This window comes from Micromonospora cathayae, assembly GCF_028993575.1.
Classification (GTDB): domain Bacteria; phylum Actinomycetota; class Actinomycetes; order Mycobacteriales; family Micromonosporaceae; genus Micromonospora; species Micromonospora cathayae.
Genome location: NZ_CP118615.1, coordinates 6822003 through 6839498 on the forward strand (window position 1 = coordinate 6822003; position 17496 = coordinate 6839498).

General features: G+C 74.3%; 12 protein-coding genes and 1 riboswitch. Of the genes, 7 read left to right on the plus strand and 5 right to left on the minus strand.

Features of this window, described 5'->3' with window-relative positions; genetic code table 11:
• Positions 1 to 35: 35 nt before the first annotated feature.
• Complete coding sequence (locus PVK37_RS30030; RefSeq protein ID WP_275031204.1) at positions 36 to 2759, plus strand: sugar-binding protein; 2724 nt, start codon at positions 36 to 38, stop codon at positions 2757 to 2759.
• A gap of 55 nt (positions 2760 to 2814) precedes the next feature.
• Here the strand turns inward: PVK37_RS30030 and PVK37_RS30035 are convergent, their stop codons facing one another.
• From PVK37_RS30035 to PVK37_RS30050, 4 genes are all read right to left on the minus strand, one after another.
• Positions 2815 to 5244, minus strand: coding sequence for a hypothetical protein (locus tag PVK37_RS30035; protein WP_275031205.1), 2430 nt, complete (start codon positions 5242 to 5244; stop codon positions 2815 to 2817).
• Complete coding sequence (locus PVK37_RS30040; protein WP_275031206.1) at positions 5241 to 6281, minus strand: glycosyltransferase family 2 protein; 1041 nt, start codon at positions 6279 to 6281, stop codon at positions 5241 to 5243. The genes PVK37_RS30035 and PVK37_RS30040 overlap by 4 nt, the downstream gene beginning before the upstream one ends.
• A gap of 225 nt (positions 6282 to 6506) precedes the next feature.
• Complete coding sequence (locus tag PVK37_RS30045) at positions 6507 to 8243, minus strand: glycoside hydrolase family 3 protein (RefSeq protein ID WP_275031207.1); 1737 nt, start codon at positions 8241 to 8243, stop codon at positions 6507 to 6509.
• 252 nt (positions 8244 to 8495) lie between these two features.
• Positions 8496 to 8987 carry a DUF3145 domain-containing protein gene (locus PVK37_RS30050; protein WP_275031208.1) on the minus strand — a complete coding sequence of 164 codons (492 nt, stop codon included), beginning with the start codon at positions 8985 to 8987 and terminating at the stop codon, positions 8496 to 8498.
• A 462-nt stretch (positions 8988 to 9449) separates the two neighbouring features.
• On the opposite strand from PVK37_RS30050, the gene PVK37_RS30055 reads away from it, so the two are divergent.
• From PVK37_RS30055 to surE, 6 genes are all read left to right on the plus strand, one after another.
• The gene (locus tag PVK37_RS30055; protein WP_121655853.1) at positions 9450 to 9779 is read left to right on the plus strand and encodes a hypothetical protein; all 330 of its coding nucleotides are present in this window, start codon (positions 9450 to 9452) and stop codon (positions 9777 to 9779) included.
• A 238-nt stretch (positions 9780 to 10017) separates the two neighbouring features.
• Positions 10018 to 10941 carry an alpha/beta fold hydrolase gene (locus tag PVK37_RS30060; protein ID WP_275031209.1) on the plus strand — a complete coding sequence of 308 codons (924 nt, stop codon included), beginning with the start codon at positions 10018 to 10020 and terminating at the stop codon, positions 10939 to 10941.
• A 271-nt stretch (positions 10942 to 11212) separates the two neighbouring features.
• Positions 11213 to 13330: a HelD family protein gene (locus tag PVK37_RS30065; RefSeq protein ID WP_275031210.1), complete on the plus strand. Its 2118-nt coding sequence runs from the start codon at positions 11213 to 11215 to the stop codon at positions 13328 to 13330.
• Between the two features lie 167 nt (positions 13331 to 13497).
• Entirely contained in the window at positions 13498 to 14418 is a 921-nt protein-coding gene (locus PVK37_RS30070; RefSeq protein ID WP_423790971.1) for a cation diffusion facilitator family transporter, read from the plus strand.
• Between the two features lie 153 nt (positions 14419 to 14571).
• Positions 14572 to 14705, plus strand: a riboswitch (cyclic di-AMP (ydaO/yuaA leader).
• Between the two features lie 4 nt (positions 14706 to 14709).
• Positions 14710 to 15801, plus strand: coding sequence for a coiled-coil domain-containing protein (locus PVK37_RS30075; protein WP_275031212.1), 1092 nt, complete (start codon positions 14710 to 14712; stop codon positions 15799 to 15801).
• Between the two features lie 225 nt (positions 15802 to 16026).
• Positions 16027 to 16986 carry a 5'/3'-nucleotidase SurE gene (gene surE / locus PVK37_RS30080; RefSeq protein ID WP_275031213.1) on the plus strand — a complete coding sequence of 320 codons (960 nt, stop codon included), beginning with the start codon at positions 16027 to 16029 and terminating at the stop codon, positions 16984 to 16986.
• A 74-nt stretch (positions 16987 to 17060) separates the two neighbouring features.
• Here the strand turns inward: surE and PVK37_RS30085 are convergent, their stop codons facing one another.
• Positions 17061 to 17432 carry an STAS domain-containing protein gene (locus PVK37_RS30085; protein WP_275031214.1) on the minus strand — a complete coding sequence of 124 codons (372 nt, stop codon included), beginning with the start codon at positions 17430 to 17432 and terminating at the stop codon, positions 17061 to 17063.
• Between the last annotated feature and the right edge of the window lie 64 nt (positions 17433 to 17496).

The following is a 17496-nucleotide window of genomic DNA, read 5'->3' on the forward strand; positions in this document are numbered from 1 at the left end:
GCTGCCCCGACCCCGCGCTCCGCGGAAGGATCTGCATGCGATTCAAGGCGTTCCTGCTACCCACCGCGCTCGCCCTGGCGCTGTCCGGGGCACCCGCCGCCCTCGCCGCCCCCGCCGACACCACCGATGCCCGGTCGGGCGACACCGCCGGTTCCCGGCCGACCGACGCGGTCGACCTCGACGTGCTGTTCGTCAGCGCGCACCCCGACGACGAGGCCAGCAGCCTCGCCACCCTCGGCCAGTGGAAGGAGAACTTCGGCGTCCGCTCCGGCGTCGTCACCATCACCCGGGGCGAGGGCGGCGGCAACGCCGTCGGCCTCGAGGAGGGCCCGCCGCTGGGCATCATCCGGGAGCGCGAGGAGCGCACCGCCATCGGCCGGGCCGGGGTGGAGAACCTCTACAACCTCGACCGGGTCGACTTCTGGTACACCGCCTCCGCGCCGCTGTCCGAGCAGATCTGGGGCCACGACGACACCCTCGCCCAGATCGTCCGGGTCATCCGGACCACCCGGCCCGAGATCGTCATGACCATGAACCCGTCCCCCACCCCGGGCAACCACGGCAACCACCAGCAGGCCGCCCGGTTCGCCGCCGAGGCGTTCCACGCCGCCGCCGACCCGAAGGCGTTCCCCGAGCAGCTCAGCCGGGAGGGCCTCAAGCCGTTCCGGGCGGCGAAGTTCCTGCGTACCGGCGGCACCGGCAGCTCGTCCACCGGCCCCGCCTGCGCGACCAGCTTCACCCCGACCGTCCCCACCGACCAGGTCTTCGGGGTCTGGGAAGGCACCGTGAGCCGCACCGGCAAGACCTGGGGCGAGATCGAGGTGGACGCCCGCCGCGACTACGTCACCCAGGGCTGGGCGAACACCGCCGCCGCCCCCACCGACCCGGCCCGGATGCGCTGCGACTTCTACACCCTCGTCGACAGCCGGGTGCCGTACGACCCGGCGGACACCTCACCCGAGGCCATCCTGCGCGGCTCGGTGCTGCCCGCCGCCCCGGGCGGTCTCCCCGAGGACAGCGAGTTCTACCTGACCACCGACCGGTTCGACCTCGCCCCCGGGCAGACCGTCGAGGTCACCGCGCACGTCCGGGCCGCCAAGCGGGCGCTCACCAGGCCGACCGTGTCGCTGCGGCTGCCCGACGGCTGGACCGCCAAGGGTTCCGGCGTGCTGCGCGGCGCGGTCGCGCCGGGCAAGGAGAAGACCACCACCTTCACCGTCACCGTCCCCGCCGACGCCGACACCAACCAGCAGTCGCTGCTCGGCGCGACCCTGACCACCGGGCAGGGCACCGGGCGCACCGACCGGGCCGTCCGGGTGGTCGCCGACGTCCGGGGCACCCTCGAACCGCTGCCCGAGGTCGGCATCTTCCGCGACTGGGCCGGCGCGGAGGGCTACCCGCAGCTCGACACGCTGATCAAGCCGGTACTCACCCTCGGCTCCGGCCAGAGCCGCGAGGTGCGCGTCGACCTGCGCAACCACGGCACCACCGCGCAGAGCGGCAGCGTCACCCTCGGCCTGCCGGCCGGCTTCACCGCCGACGCGGCGACCAAGAGCTACCCCAGCCTGGCCGCCGGGGCCACCGGCGCGGTCACCTTCACCGTCACCAACAGCGACCCGTCGCTGCCCACCGCCAACGAAGGTGGCGAGAACGGCGACTACGGCATCACCATCACCACCACCAGCGGCTCCGGCACCAACGTGGAGACCGGCGCGCTGGAGATCGTGCCTACCAGCGAGGTCCCGCACGCCGGGCACGACCACGCCGTCGACGGCGAGGCCACACCGGGCGAGTACCCGGGCGAGGAGCTGGACTTCTCCCGGATCTGGGAGGGGCAGGCCACCACTCCGCAGGACGCCTCGGCGGTCGGCCGGATCGCGTACACCGAGGACGCGCTGAAGGTGTTCGTGCGGGTCACCGACGACGTGCTCGGTAAGAAGGTCGTGCCGCAGGACTGCAAGCGGCAGCGCCGCACCGACAGCGTGGAGATCATCGTCGACCCGAAGGGGAACTCGACCGACACCTCCACCGTGTTCAAGGCCGGCATCTTCCCGATCACCGACGACCCGGCGGGCGGCAACCCGCCGTGCTGGCAGCGTGACGCCGACAACCGGCAGGGGCCGGGCGCGACCACCGCGCCGGGGATGACCGTGGTCAGCAAGGTCAGCGAGCCGTACACCGGCTACACCATCGAGGCGAGCATCCCGTTCGCGGTGCTGCCGGACGCGGTCGACCCGCGCCGGATGGGCTTCAACGTGCTGGTCTACGACTCGGACACCCAGGACCTCAGCTCGCAGTCCCGGCTCGGCTGGTCCACCTTCACCGGCGTCCGCGCCGACCCGTACCGGTACGGGCTGGTCACCCTGCCCGGGTACAACCCGCCCGCCCGGCAGGCCAGTGAGCCGGTCTTCCCGGACACCGCCGCCCGCAGCGTGCACAGCCCGCAGACCATCGCACAGTCCGCGGTGGACGGGGTGGCCCCGGCCTCCGTCGCCAAGCTGCCCGAGCGGGCGTTGCGGATCACCGGCACCCGGGTCACCACCGACGGGGTACGCGTCACCGTACGCGCCGACCGCACCGGCACCGCCTACCTGTACGCCTGGGACGGTGACCGTTCCCTCGGCGACCGTACGGTGCAGCTGACCGCCGGCCGGACGGTGACCGTGACGGTGCCCGTCGCGGACGGCACGCCCACCAGCCTGCTGGCCGCGTACGAGTCCGGCGGCGCGGCCCTGGCCCACCAGGTGCCGCTGCGCTGAGCACACCAGGAACACGGGCACCCCGGCCAGCACGCCTGGTCGGGGTGCCCTTCCGCTACCGCAGCCGGTAGACGCTCACCCGGTCGTTACGGAACCGCAGGTCGGCCAGGTCGGCGAGGGCAGGCGGCTCGGCGGTGACCTCCCGGTCGAGCACCAGCCAACGCACCGCATACCGGTCGCGCAGCACGGCCAGCCCGGCGGCGGTGGGCGCGGTGAACGCGGCGTCGTTGACCCGCAGCCGCTCCGGATCCCAGAACGGGGCGTACGCCCCACCGGGCAGACCCACCATCCGGGGCGCGAACGCCCACCCCTCCACCAGCACCGCGCGCTCGGCGTACCCGCTGAGCCAGAACGACCGGGCGTCACACCAGCCGTCGTCGGTCACCACCCGGCAGTGCACGTTGGTGGCGAGCACGTCGTCCGGGGCGCTGTGCTCCGCCACCCAGCGGGCCGCCTCCACCCGGGACGCCGGCATCGGCACCACCGCGTACGCCCCGCCGTTGGGGTACGTCCGCGCGGCAGCCGCGTCCAGCACCAGCCCCGGGGCACCGGCCACCAGCGCACCGGTGAGCAGCACCACCGCGCCCCGCCCGGCCAGCGCCGGCCAGCCGCCGACCAACGCCGGCCAGAGCAGCCCCAGCACGGTCGCCAGCACCGCCAACGCCACCACCCAACGCAGCAACGGCAGCACCGGCCCGTACGCCGGGCCGGGCCCGACGGCGGCCGGATGGTGCAGCTGGATCAGGGTGATCAGCAGGGCGAACCCGGCCGCCCCGGCGGCCAGCAAAGCGCGCCCCCGGGCCGGCAGCGCCGCCCGGTCCAACAGCTCGGCGTAACCCCAGGCGGACAGGATCACCCCGAACGCGAAACCGGCCCGGACGAAGTACTGGTTGCTGCTGCCCGGATGACCGACCAGCAGGTAGATCGCCGGCCCGGCCAGGGCCCCGCCGAGCAGCAGCAGCTGCACCGGTTCCAGCCGGCCCCGGCGCAGCCCGACCAGGGCCACCACGCCGGCCAGCCGGAGCTGGAGGTTGAGCAGGAACGCCACCGACACCGCCAGCCAGAGCCAGAAGCCGTGCGTCCCCACGTACGGTCGCAGCCCGGAGAACGGGTCGACGGTGACCCCGTGGCTCTCGAACCGGAACAGCACGGCGGTGGCGAAAAGCTGGGCGGCCAGCGCCAACCCCACCGCACCGAACACCCGCGGCAGCACCTCGGCCGGCCGACGGAGGACCGCAGCCGACCGACGCAGCACCGCAGCCGACCGACGGAGGACCGCGCCCGGCCGCCGGCCCCCCGGCCACCGGGTATCGGCCGCACCGGCCACCGGCCGGGCCTCGGCCGCGCCGGCCACCTGCCGGGCATCGGCCGCACCGGCCGTCCGCCGACCGGTCACCAGCAGGATGAACGCGGTGAAGGCGAGCGCGGCCAACGCCACCGGCACCGAGCTGGCCTTCGCCCCGGTGGAGGCGGTCAGGAACAGCGCGGCGAGCAGCCACCCGCCCCGGCCGAGCGGAGGCACCGTACTCCCCCGGGCCCGGCCGACGATCTCACCGAGCGCGGCGATCAGCGGCAGCAGCAGCACCCAGGAGTACGTCATCGACGGGCTGCCCCAGACGATGAAGGTGGCCTGGGTGCCGAACAGTTGCCGGATGCCGTTCTCGTAACCGAACTCGCCGATAGTGAACATCAGCGCCGCCGCGCCCACCCCGGCGTGCGCCCGGCCGGTGACCCGCCAGCCGACCACCGCCACCAGCACGGCGGCCAGCGCGCACAACGCCGGAACCCCCAGCCGGAAGAAGACGGTCGGCAGGTCGACGCCACTGACCAGGCTGGCCGCCGCCAGGTGGGCGAAACCGAACCAGTGGTAGTGCAGCGGCTCCCCGGCGACCTGCGGCACGTCCAGCGGCATCTGGTGGGTGGCCGCACCGGCCAACGAGAGCTGGAACGCCAGGTCGATGTACTGCGCCTGGCCCTCGTCGGTGGGCAGCACCGGGTTGGGCCGCAGGAACGACTCGGCCAGGTAGAGGGTGAACCCGGCGACCACCCCGACCAGCGACCAGGCCCAGCCGGCCGGAACCGGGGTGTACCCGGTGACCCGCCAGTGCCGGCGCAGCCGGGGCACCACCAGGAACGGCCCGACCACCGCCAGCGGCCACAGCCACAGCCAGCCCGGTACGCCGAGCCCGACGAACACCGCCCAGCCGGCCAGCTCCAGCACCAGCCCGACCGCCGCGCCCACCGCGAGGTCCTCGACCAGGGTGTGCGGGCGGGACCGCAGCGCCCGGTACACCAGCGTGCCCGGCAGCAGGACGGCCAGCGACGCGTACCCGGTGAAACGGGCCAGGTCGACGGCGGGCGTGCCGGTGGCGAGCAGGGTGACCGCGACGAACGCGAACCCGACAGCCAGCGGGGCGAAGCGGACGGCGACCGGACGGCGGGTCGGCGCGACACCCGACGGGGCGGCCGTGGCGAGCGCGGTCACCGCAGGCTGTCGGCCAGCGCGGCCGGTCCCGGAACCTGGCCGACCGGGCCACCGTCACCGGTCCGTTCCCCGCCGACGACCGGGTCGCGGTCCCCGGCGTCGTCGGCACTGTCGGCGGCGACGACGTACGCCGGGCGGCCCTGCACGGCGGTGTAGATCCGGGCCACGTACTCGCCGAGCAGGCCCAGGCAGAGCAGTTGCACCGCGCCGAGGAAGAGGATCGCCATGTACAGCGACGGCCAGCCGGTGACCGTGGCCCCGGCGAACCAGGCGACCACCGCGACGACCACCAGCAACGCGCAGACCACCACCCCGGCCAGACCGAGCCAGGTGGCGAAGCGCAGCGGCGCGGCGGAGAAGCTGGTGACGCTCTCCGCCGCCAGCCCGGCCATCCGGGACAGCGGGTACTTGGTCCGCCCGGCGGCCCGCTCCGCCCGCTGGTAGGTCACCTCGCCGCTCGGAAAGCCCAGCCAGGGCACCACCAGGCGGAGCACCGGCGCGCGTTCGGGCAGCTCCCGCAGCGCCTCCACGACGGCCCGGCTGAGCAGCCGGAAGTCACCGGCCTGAGCGGGCACCTGCTTGCCGACCAGCCGACGCATCAGCCGGTAGTAGCCGGCGGCGGTCCACCGCTTGAAGGTGCCGTCGGTGCTCCGGTCGGCCCGCACACCGTAGACGACGTCCAGCCCCTCGGCACGGGCCAGCCGGAGCATCGCCACGATCGTCTCGGGCGGGTCCTGGAGGTCGGCGTCGATGCTCACCACGTACCGGCCCCGGGCCCGGAGCACCCCGGCGACCAGCGCCGCCTGGTGTCCGCTGTTACGCCGCAACCGCAGCACCCGCAGCTGCGGCCAGGACGCCCGCAGGGCCGCCAGGCCGGCCGCGGTGCCGTCGACGCTGCCGTCGTCGACCGCCACCACCTCGTACGGCTCGGCCAGGTCGTCGAGGACCGGTCGCAGCCGCGCGGCGAGCAGCGGCAGCACGCTCTCCTCGTTGTACATCGGCACCACCACGGAGAGCAGGGGCCCGGTCCGTGTCATGCCACTCGCCCCCGTCCACCCTCGCCGGCCCACCGGACGAGGCGAACCTACCAGCCGTGATCCGGCCGGACGGTCGTCAGACGCAGGGCGTCCACCGACCGGGCCAGCCTCCCCCGGCTCGGACCCGCGCACGTCCCCCGGCTCGGGCCAACGTCCCCCCGGCTCGGACCCGCGCGCGCCCCCCGGCTCGGACCAACGGGCAGCGGGCACGGTGAGCCGACAGGGTCAGCGGGCACAGGCTCCGGCGGACAGGCCCGGCACCGGCACCGGGGCGCGGCCGGTCGGCCGGGCCTTCCCGGCGAGCACGTCGGCCAGCCCGGCCATCGACACCCGGCTCGACGAGTACGTCGCCAGCAGGATCGGCGACTTCGCCTTCGCCAGCACGTACGGCGTGTCCATCGCCACCGTGACGGCGGCGGTGGCGTTCAGGTCGGCGGCGGTGTCGCCGTACCCGACCAGGTGCACCACCGTGCCACCGGAGGGCACCACCCGGACCCCGGCGGCGGTCAGCGCCTCGGCCAACGCGGCCCGGGTCCGCTCCCGGCCGCCCGAGGCGGTGACGGTGACCGGCCCGGTCACCGCCGCCTTCGCGCAGGAGCCGCGCAGCATGGTCACCGCGGCGGTCGCCAGGTCCCGGGCGGCCCGGCTGTGCGCCTCGCTCCCGATGGTGGACCGGTCCGGGACGGGCTTGTCAGCCAACCGGAACTTGAGGGTCAGCACCCGGGTGACCGCCTCGACCAGCCGGGTACGGGGCAGCGAACCGTCCCGCAGCGCGGCGAGCAGCCCGTCGTACGCCTGGGTCACGTTCGGCGGCATGAGGATCAGGTCGTTGCCGGCGTTGAGCGCCCGGACCGCCGCCTCGCCCGGCGGGTACCGCTTGGCCGGGGCCATGTTCATCCCGTCGGTGATCAGCACACCCTGGAAGCCGAGCTGTCCCCGGAGCACGTCGGTGAGGAGCTTGCGGGAGAAGGTGCCGGGAACCCCGGGGTCGACGGCCCGGACGTCGAGGTGGGCGGACATGACCGCCCAGGCCCCGGCGTCGATGCCGGCGTCGAACGGGGGCAGCGCCCCGGCGTCGAGGACCTTCCGGGGCTGGGTGAGCACCGGCAGCTCGGAGTGCGAGTCGGCGGCGCTGTGCCCGTGTCCGGGGAAGTGCTTGAGGGTGGCCGCCACGCCCGCCCCCTGGAGGCCGCGTACCGCCCCGCCGACCTGGGCGGCGACCCGCTCCGGATCGGCCCCGAAGGACCGGGAGCCGATCACCGTGCTGCGGGTGGCGAGCACGTCGGCGACCGGGGCGAAGTCCAGGTTGATCCCGAGGGCGGCGAGTTCGGTGCCGGCGGCCCGCCAGGCGGCCTCGGTCCGGGCCGGGTCGTCGGCCGCCCCGGCGGCGAGGGCGCTGGGCAACTGGGTCACACCGTCGGTGATCCGGGTCACCACGCCGTACTCCTGGTCGGTGCCGATCAGGAACGGCGCGGTGCCGGCGGGCAGCTTCCCGGCGGCGGTACGCAGCCCGGTGGTCAGCCCGTGCACCTGCTCGGGGCTGTCGACGTTGGTGGTCTCCTGGTTGCCGGAGGTCGGGTCGTCGGCGGAGAAGCCGACCAGGATCAGCCCGCCGAGGCGGTACCTGGTGACCATCTCGGCCGGCGTGGACACCCCGGCGAGGGCCTGGTTGCCGCGCGCGGAGCCGGGTGACACGTCGGTGGCCGAGCTGCCGTACGCGTACGGCATCAGCACCTGCCCGACCAGGTCCTCGTCGCCGAGTCGGGCGACCAGCTCGGCCGCCCGCGCGGCCGGATCGCCGGCCGGGGTGGCGCTGGCCGCCGGGGTGGGGCTGGTGGTCGGGGTGCCGCTCGGCCCGCCCGGTCCCCCGGGTGTCTCTCCCCTGCTCTGCGCGCACCCCGAGGAGGTCAGGACGGCCAGCAGGACGGAGGCGACGCCGACGCGCCGGAGGAGGGACGACACGCCCCCATCCCATCAGCCCCCCACCACCCCCCGCAAATCCCCCACACCCCACCCACTCCCCCACCCCACCCCGCCCCCCAGCGGTTGATCATGAAGTTGTTGTCACCCCACCCGGCGTGTCGTGTCACCAACTTCATGGTCAACGGGGGATAGCGGGCCGGGGACCGGGCGGGGCGGGGAGCCGGGGGGGGCGGGGAGCCGGGGGGGGCGGGGAGCCGGGGGGGGCGGGGAGCCGGGGGGGGGGAGTGGGGGTTAGCCGACTCGGGTTAGGAGGGTTACGGGGGCGCCGTCGCCGGCGTAGCGGTAGGGCTCGAGTTCGGCGTCCCAGGCGGTGCCGAGGGCCTTGTCGAGGGCGTGGGCGAGAGCCTCCGGGCCCCGGGCGGCGGCCATGATGGCACGCAGCCGGTCCTCGCCGAGCTGGATGTCGCCGGCCGCGCCGACCGTGGCCCGGAACAGCCCCCGGCCGGGGACGTACATGAAGCGTTCGCCGTCCACGCCGGGACTCGCTTCCTCGGTCACCTCGAAACGGATCATGGGCCACTGCCGCAGGGCAGCGGCCAGCTCGGCGCCGGTCCCTGGACGACCGGTCCACCCGCACTCGGCCCGGCGGGCGCCGGGATCGACGGGCTGGGCCGTCCACTGCAGGTTGACCGGCGCGACGAGGACGCGCGCGATCGCCCACTCGACGTGTGGACACACGGCGAGCGGGGTCGAGTGGACGTATACGACGCCACGCGTTGGCACGGTGGACCTCCCGGAGAGCGAGGTGCGTCTTCCCCTACGACCTCGATCGCCAAGTGGTACCAGGTAACACATGATGACTGCTGTGACGGATGATGCGCCAGGGAATCGGAAAACTCGCCGGATGGAATAGCCGCGCAGGTGGGCGCGGTTGTCGCTGGGGACGGTCGCGACCGGCCGGACGGGAGGCGACACGCCGACCGACCGGGTGTCGGGATCGTGTACAGTTCACTCGGCGGTCTGTGCCGCCGACAGCAACATCAGCACCACCCGACGGCCTCCACCGTCACGCACCACCCCGGCGGTTCCGCCGCCGGAACGGCACCACCCGGCGGTTCCGCCGCCACCAGCAGCACCTCGCGGCCTCGCCGCCGCACCTGACTGCGGGCTCGCCTCCTAGCGGGGGTGTCCGCACAAGCCCCCGGACGTTCCCGTCCTCCCGTACGTCTTGCAAGGAGTACCTCCGTGGCGAGCAACACCTCTAAGACCGCGCGCGCGTCAGTCCGGGCCGGCCAGGCTGGCCAGGGTGGCGCCCTCAGCGTGCTGGGCGAGTTCAAGTACCTCATCCCGCTCAACGGCGGCAAGCACGCCTACGTGCGGAACCTGACCAACGGCAAGACCGCGCACCTGCGCACCGACTCCGAGGCCTTCGTCGAGGAGATCCGGGTGCTGGCCGCCGCCGGGCACGCCGCCAAGATCCGGGCGGAGATCAACAACCTGAACGCCACCCACCCGGGTGACGGCTGGGACGCCACCGAGAAGCGGCTGGTCGAGGCCGGCGTCTTCGAGGGCTGAGCCAGCACCGCGCCGGGTCACCACCCACGCGACACCACGAGAGCCGTCCAGCCGGGAGTCCGGCGGGCGGCTCTCGTCGTCGTGGACGGGATTCGCGTCGATGGATTTTCCGGCCGGTGAAACACCGGCCCGGGAATCTTCTCGCCGACACGGTTGGCGTGGTCTCATGGCGGGTAGCCGGAAGGTTACCGCCGGGTACCCGGCGGTGGAGTTCGTCCGGTTCCCTGGGGAGGTGGCCATGCCGGAGCAGTTCGAGGTGCGGCTTCCCGACGACGTACGGCTGCACGTGGAGACGACCGGGCCGGCCGACGCCGAGCTGACGGTGGTCCTGCTGCACGGCTGGACGCTGGACGGGCGCAGTTGGCACCGGCAGCTCGCCGGGCTCGAGGAGCTGACCGCCGGGCGGGTCCGGGTGGTCGCCTACGACGCCCGGGGCCACGGCCGGTCGAGCTGCATGGCCCTGCGTACGGCCACCCTGGCGCAGCTCGGCGACGATCTGGCGGCCGTGCTGGACGAGGTCGCGCCGACCGGTCCGGTGGTGCTGGTCGGGCACTCCATGGGCGGTATGACGATCATGGAGTACGCACACCGCCACCCCGGGCACTTCACCGCCCGTACCGCCGGTCTGGTCTTCGTGTCCACCACCGCCGAGGGGCACACCCACACCGCGTACGGGCTCTCGCCCCGGATCGCCCGGCTGATCCGCCTGGCCGAGACCACCGGGGCCGGGGTGCTGGCCCGGTGCGGCGCGTGGCGTCCCCCACGGGCCCTGCTGCGGGCGCTGCGGCCGTCGCTGCGCTGGCTGCTCTTCGGCGACCGGTGCGACCCGACGGACATCCGGCTGGTCACCTCGGCGGTGGCCCGGGCCACGCTCCGCTCGATCGGCGGCTTCCGGGCCTCGATCGGCACCCAGCACCGGCTGGACACCCTGACCGAGCTGGGCAACGTCCCGGCGGCGGCGCTGGTCGGCGACCGGGACCGGCTCACCCCGCCGCCGTGCGCGGAGTCGATCGCCGGGGCGCTGCCGACCACCGACCTGACGGTCTGCCCCGGCGCCGGGCACATGTTGATGATGGAGCGACCGGACGAGGTCAACGCCGCCCTGCTCGGCGTCGTCCGGCAGGCCCTCGACGACACCGCCGCCCTGGAACCACTGGGCTGACCGTCCCTGTCGCTGCTCGGCACCGCGTTCCTCGGCGGAGGCGAGCAGTTCCCGGCCCGCGGTGGTGGCGGTGGCCGGTCTGGGCGGGGAACGACACCGACCCGACCCGGCGGACCGACGGCGGGAATCCGACATAGTGGGCGCAACCGCGCCGACTTCGGGATGGCCCGACCGCTGGTCGAGCTGCTGCCCGTACCCTCACCCGGTCAGGCTGGCGCACGTCGGCGCCTGTCCGGCACCATTGGCCGCCGACCGTTCCAGGAGCACCTGCGTGACCGACCAGAGCACCCTCGAGCAGGAGATCGCCGTCGAGCAGCGGCATCTCGACCGGGTGTACGCCCGGCTGGCCGAGCTGCGGCGGTCGGCCGCCCGCGCGGAACGGGAGGGGTACCAGCTGGCCCGTGTGGGCACCTTCGGGGCGCTGGTCGAGCGGGACGCGATGGTCTTCCACGCCGCGCAGCGACGGCACCTGCTGGACGCCGAGCACGAGGGGCTGGTGTTCGGCCGGCTCGACCTGCGGGACCGGTCGGTGCTGCACGTGGGCCGGCTGGGCGTACGCGGGGAGAACGCCGAGACGCTGGTGGTGGACTGGCGGGCCCCGGCCGCCGCCGCGTTCTACCGGGCCACCCCGGCGCAGCCGCTGAACGTGGTCCGCCGCCGCACCATCGGGTCCTCGGCGGAGCGGGTGACCCGGATCGAGGACGACCTGCTCGACCCGGCCGCCGCCCCGCCGGAGATGCCGGTGGTCGGGGACGGCGCGCTGCTGGCCACCCTGTCCCGGGCCACCGGGCGGGGCATGCGGGACATCGTCGCCACCATCCAGCGGGAGCAGGACGAGGCGATCCGCTCCCCCGGCTCGGGGGTGACGATCGTCTCCGGCGGTCCGGGGACCGGCAAGACGGCGGTGGCCCTGCACCGGGCGGCGTACCTGCTCTACTCCGACCGCAGCCGGTACGCCGGGGGCGGCATCCTGGTGGTCGGCCCGTCGACGGTGTTCGTCGAGTACATCGCCTCGGTGCTGCCCTCGCTCGGCGAGGAGACCGCCACCCTGCGCTCGCTCGGCTCGCTCTTTCCCGGCCTGTCGGCGACCCGGACCGATCCGCCGGAGGTGGCGGCGGTGAAGGGTTCGCTGCGGATGCGTCGGGTGCTGGAGCGGGCGGCCCGGGACGCGGTGCCGGACGGCCCGGAGGAGCTGCGGCTGCTGTACCGGGGGCAGTTGCTCCGGTTGGGCCGCGACGAGTTGGACGCGATCCGGACCCGGGCGGTGCCCCGGGGCGCGCGGCGCAACGAGGTCCGCCGGGCCGGGTTCGACGGGATCTTCGCCGCGCTCTGGGCGCAGGCCCGCAAGCTGGGCATCCGGGGGCTGCCGGAGCAGCGTGCCTTCGAGGACGAGCTGGCCGAGCGGACCGAGTTCCGGGAGTTCCTCAAGGCGTGGTGGCCGCGCCTGCACCCGCGCCACGTGCTCGGCTGGCTGGCCCGGCCGGAGCGGCTGCGCCGGTACGCCGGGGGGATCCTGTCCGGCGCGGAGATCCGTACGCTGTCGGCGGCCTGGCGGACGCTGGACCGCGACGGCCTGACCATCGCCGACATCGCCCTGTTGGACGAGCTGGACGCGCTGCTCGGCCAGCCGATGAAGCCGGCCCGCCGCCGGCGTGACCCGTTCCAGTTGGCCGGCGGGGTGCGCGAGCTGAGCACGTTCGCCGACCGGCAGCGGGCGGAGCGGGCGGCGGCCCGGGAGCGGCCGGCGGACTACCGTGACTACGCGCACGTGGTGGTGGACGAGGCGCAGGACGTCTCGCCGATGCAGTGGCGGATGCTGGGCCGGCGGGGCAGGTTGGCGTCCTGGACGGTGGTCGGCGACCCGGCGCAGACGGCGTGGACCGGGGACCCGGTGGAGCTGTCCCGGGCCCGGGAGCAGGCGCTCGGCCGGCGGAAGCGGCACGAGTTCACGTTGACCACCAACTACCGCAACTCGGCGGAGATCTTCGCGGTGGCGGCGGCCGAGATCCGGACGGTGCACCCGGACCTGCCGCTGCCGACCGCGGTCCGGTCGACCGGGGTGCCCCCGGTGGAGCTGCGGGTGCCGGCGGCGGAGCTGGCCGCCCGTACCGTCGAGGCGGTCGCCGCGCTGCTGGACGAGGTGGCCGGCACGGTGGGCGTGATCACGCCGGTGCCGCGCCGGGACGAGGTGGCCGGCTGGCTGGGCGGGCTGGACTCGCCCCGGCTCCAGGTGGTGACCAGCCTCCAGGCCAAGGGCATGGAGTACGACGGGGTGGCGCTGGTCGCGCCGGGTGAGATCCGGGCCGAGTCCGGTTCGGGGGTACGCACCCTGTACGTCGCGTTGTCCCGGGCCACCCAGCGGTTGACCACCCTCGACCCGGTGGCCTGAGCGGGCTCCGCCCCGGTTCCCGGGGTGCACGGTGATCCCGCAGGGCCGCCCCCGCGCACCCGGCCGACGCACGCAGCGTGCTGCCCGCGTCGGTCGCCGCGCCCGTTACTTGCATACATAGCGATGTGAACATACATTGGATCCGGTCCGGCACGGGGACGGAGGGTGTGGGCGTGGGCGCAGGTCATGACCACCACGGCGGCATTGCGGGTGCCGCGCAACGGCACGTGGGCCGGCTCTGGGCGGCGTTCGCCCTGCTCGCCACCCTGATGGTGGTGGAGGCGGTGACCGCCCTCGCCACCGGTTCGCTCGCGCTGCTCTCCGACGCCGGGCACATGTTCACCGACGTGCTCGGCATCGGCATGGCGCTCGCCGCGATCACCGCGGCCCGGCGCGGCGGGCGGGACGCCCAGCGCACCTTCGGGCTGTACCGGCTGGAGGTGCTCGCCGCCCTGGCCAACGCGCTGCTGCTGTCCGGGGTCGCGGTCTACGTGCTGGTCGAGGCGGTCCGCCGGTTCGGTGACCCGCACGAGGTGACCACCGGGCCGATGCTGGTGGTGGCGGTGCTCGGCCTGCTGGCCAACCTGGTCGCGTTCGGGCTGCTGCGCGAGGGCGCCAAGGAGAGCATCAACCTGCGCGGGGCGTACCTGGAGGTGCTGGCCGACCTGCTCGGCTCGGTCGGCGTGATCGCCGCCGCGCTGCTCATCATGACCACCGGCTGGTGGTGGGCCGACCCGCTGGTGGCGGTGGCGATCGGCGTGTTCATCCTGCCGCGCACCTGGCGGCTGGCCCGCGCCGCGCTGCGCATCCTGGTGCAGGCCGCCCCCGAGCACCTGCAGGTGGACGCGGTCCGGGACCGGCTCAGCGCGGTGCCCGGGGTGGCCGAGGTGCACGACCTGCACCTGTGGACGCTCACCTCCGGGATGGAGGTGGCCTCCGCCCACCTGACCATGGAACCGGCGGCCGAGGTCGGCAGTGTGCTGGCCGCCGCGCGTACCGCCCTGCACGACGACTTCCACATCGAGCACGCCACGTTGCAGGTCGAACCCGGCGAGTCACCCGGGGCCTGCGGCCGGATCGAGTGGTAATTAGGGCAGTCTTAAATCTAGGCGTGTATTGTCCGCCTATGCCAGATTTGCCGTTGTCGTCTCCCGGGACGGCTGTGACGAACGCTGCGGCTGATGCGTCGGCTTCGGTAGTCTCGGACCCGGTCATCGCCGGGCGGCGCCCACCGGCGCCTGCGGTGACCGTCGCCTAATCGCCCAGCTGGGCGAGCCGGGGAACCATGTTCTTGGGGTGCATCCGCGTCCGCGCGGTAGGGATCTTCCGTCCCGAACCCGTCAGCTAACCCGGTCGGCGGCTGACGGAAGGACATGTCCATGCCAGGAGTGGCACCCGTACGACGTATCACCGGCCGGATGGCGGCGCTGATCGCCGCGACACTCGCCCTCGGTGTCGCCGCCGCACCGGCCGCCGTGGTTCCCGCCGCGGCGGCACCCCCGCTGACGGCCAGGGCCCCCGGGGACGACCCGGAGGGCGGCACCCCGGCGCTGCGCGCCCAGTTGGAGGCGGCCAGCAAAGGCTGGCTGGAAGCCAAGGACGCGCTGGCCAAGTCGGTCGCCCGACAGAAGACGATCAACACACAGCTCAGCACGATCGAGGCCGACCTGGTGGTCCGCGACCAGAAGGTCGGCGCGATCGCCGGAGTCGCGTACCGGACCGGACGGCTCGGTCCGGTCTCCGCGCTGCTCAGCGCCGACTCCCCGGAGGGCTTCCTGGACCGGGCCGCCGCACTGGACGCGGTGGCCGCCAACGAGGACCGGGAACTGCGCGGCCTGCTCGCCACCCGGGACAAGGCCAACCAGACCAAGGCGGCGCTGGCCAAGGAGATCGTCGAGCAGCGGAAACAGGTCGAGGTGATGGCCAAGCGCAAGCAGCAGGCCGAACGGGCCCTGGTCGTCGCCGCGCGGAACAACGCCGCGCCGAAGGCCAGCAGCAGCGGAAGCGGAAGCGGCAACAGGTCGTCGGGCACCGTCGCCACCGCCAAGCCGGCCCCGCGCAACTCCGACGGCTCCTGGCCGTCCGAGTCGTGCAGCGTGAACGACCCGACCCCGGCCAACGGCTGCATCACCCCACGTACGCTGCACGCGCTCAACCAGGCCAAGGCGGCCGGCTTCACCCGGTACGTCTCCTGCTACCGGTCCGGCGGGTCCGGTGAGCACCCCAAGGGGCGGGCCTGCGACTTCGCCGCGCAGAAGGGCGGCTTCGGCGGGGACGCCACCGGCGGCGACCGGACCTACGGCAACAACCTGGCCGCGTTCTTCATCAAGAACGCCGACCGGCTCGCCGTGCTGTACGTGATCTGGTACAGGCAGATCTGGCTGCCCAGCAGCGGATGGAAGTCGTACAGCGGGGCCAACGGCGACCCGTCCAGCGACCACACCAACCACGTACACCTGTCGGTCTACTGACCGCGTGCGCCCGGCCCGTCACCCCCACGCCCGGGGGTGGCGGGCCGTCGCCGTCCGGGCGTGGCCCCCCGAAAGGGGTCGCATGACCGGCCCTGGCCGGGGAACCCGCCCCGCGCGAGCGGACGAGAGGCGGGCGACCATGGACGACCCGGACGGGTACCCGCGGGCGAGGCGGCAGGTGAGCACCGGCAACCTCCCCGCCCCCGCCGGCGTGACGGCCGGACGATGACCCTGCGGGTGCTGGTCACCAACGACGACGGGGTGGCCGCCCCGGGGCTGGCCCGGCTCGCCGGGGCGGCGGTCCGCCGAGGGCTGGAGGTGGTGGTCGCCGCCCCGTTGACCGAGGCGGCCGGCACCAGCGCCGCGCTGACGGCGGTGGAACGCGAGGGGCACGTGGTGGTCCGGGACCATCCCCTCCCCGAGCTGCCCGGCGTACCCGTGTACGGGGTCGGCGGCTCACCCGGCCTGGTCACGCTGATCGCCCTGCACGGCGCGTTCGGCCCACCGCCGGCGGTGGTGCTCTCCGGCGTCAACCGGGGCGCCAACGTCGGTCGGGCCGTGCTGCACTCCGGCACGGTCGGCGCGGCCCTCACCGCAGCCGCGAACGGGTGCCGGGCGATGGCCGTCTCACTGGACGTCCCCCCGGCCAGCGTCGTCACCGCCGGCGAGGGTGGGCTGATCGGCAGCCCCACCGGCAGCGGCAGCCCGGCCGGTCACACCGCCGGCAGCGGCGGACCGGCCGGTCACACCGTCGGCGACGACGAACCGGTCGGTAGCGCCGTCGGTGACGACGGTCCGGCCGGGCCCGCCGGCATCCGGGTGCCCGAGGCCGAGTGGCACTGGTCGACCGCCGCCCGGGTGGCGCTGGACCTGCTCCCCCGGTTGACCGCCGGGCCGGTGCAGAGCGTGCTCAACGTCAACGCCCCGAACCTGCCGTACGAGCGGCTGCGCGGGGTACGCCGGGCCACCCTGGCCGACTTCGGTCAGGTTCACCTGACGGTCACCGAGGTCGGCCACGGGTACGTCCGTACCTCGCTGGTGGAGCCGGGGCCGGCCGTCCAGCCGGGCAGCGACCTGTTCTGGCTGGCCGAAGGGTACGCCTCGGCCACCGCGATCCGGGCGGTCACCGAGGCCACGGACATCGACCTGTCCGGACTCAGTGGCGAGGACTGGCGGCCCACCTGACCCTCTGGACCCGCCGACGGATCACGGCGGCAGCGCTGTCCGGCGCGAGCGGGTCACCCCGCCCGCCGCGACGGTCAGCCGCCCGGGAGCACCTCGGGCTCGGGCGTGGCGGCGGCACCGGCGAAGTACGGCTCCGGCGCGCCGAAGAGGCCGAGCAGGCCGGTCACCCAGAGCTGCCGGTGCACGAAGCGGCTCGGCTCGGTGACGGCGAGCTTCACCCCGCTCACCTCGGCGGTCTGGAAGCCGGCGACCATCGCGCTGATGCCGACGGAGTCGATGAAGGTGACCAGCCTCATGTTGAGCTCGATCCGCGTCGGGCGGCCCTTGGCCAGCACCTCGACAACGGCTTCGCGTACCTCGTACGCGGTGTCGACGTCGATCTCACCGCGCGGGGCGATCTCGATGACGCCACCGGGCAGGACGGACTTCACAATCGACAGGCTCACGCGAGCACCTCCACTCGCCCGTCTCCGGGCGCCTCATCAGTACGCGGGCCGCGACCGAGAGTAT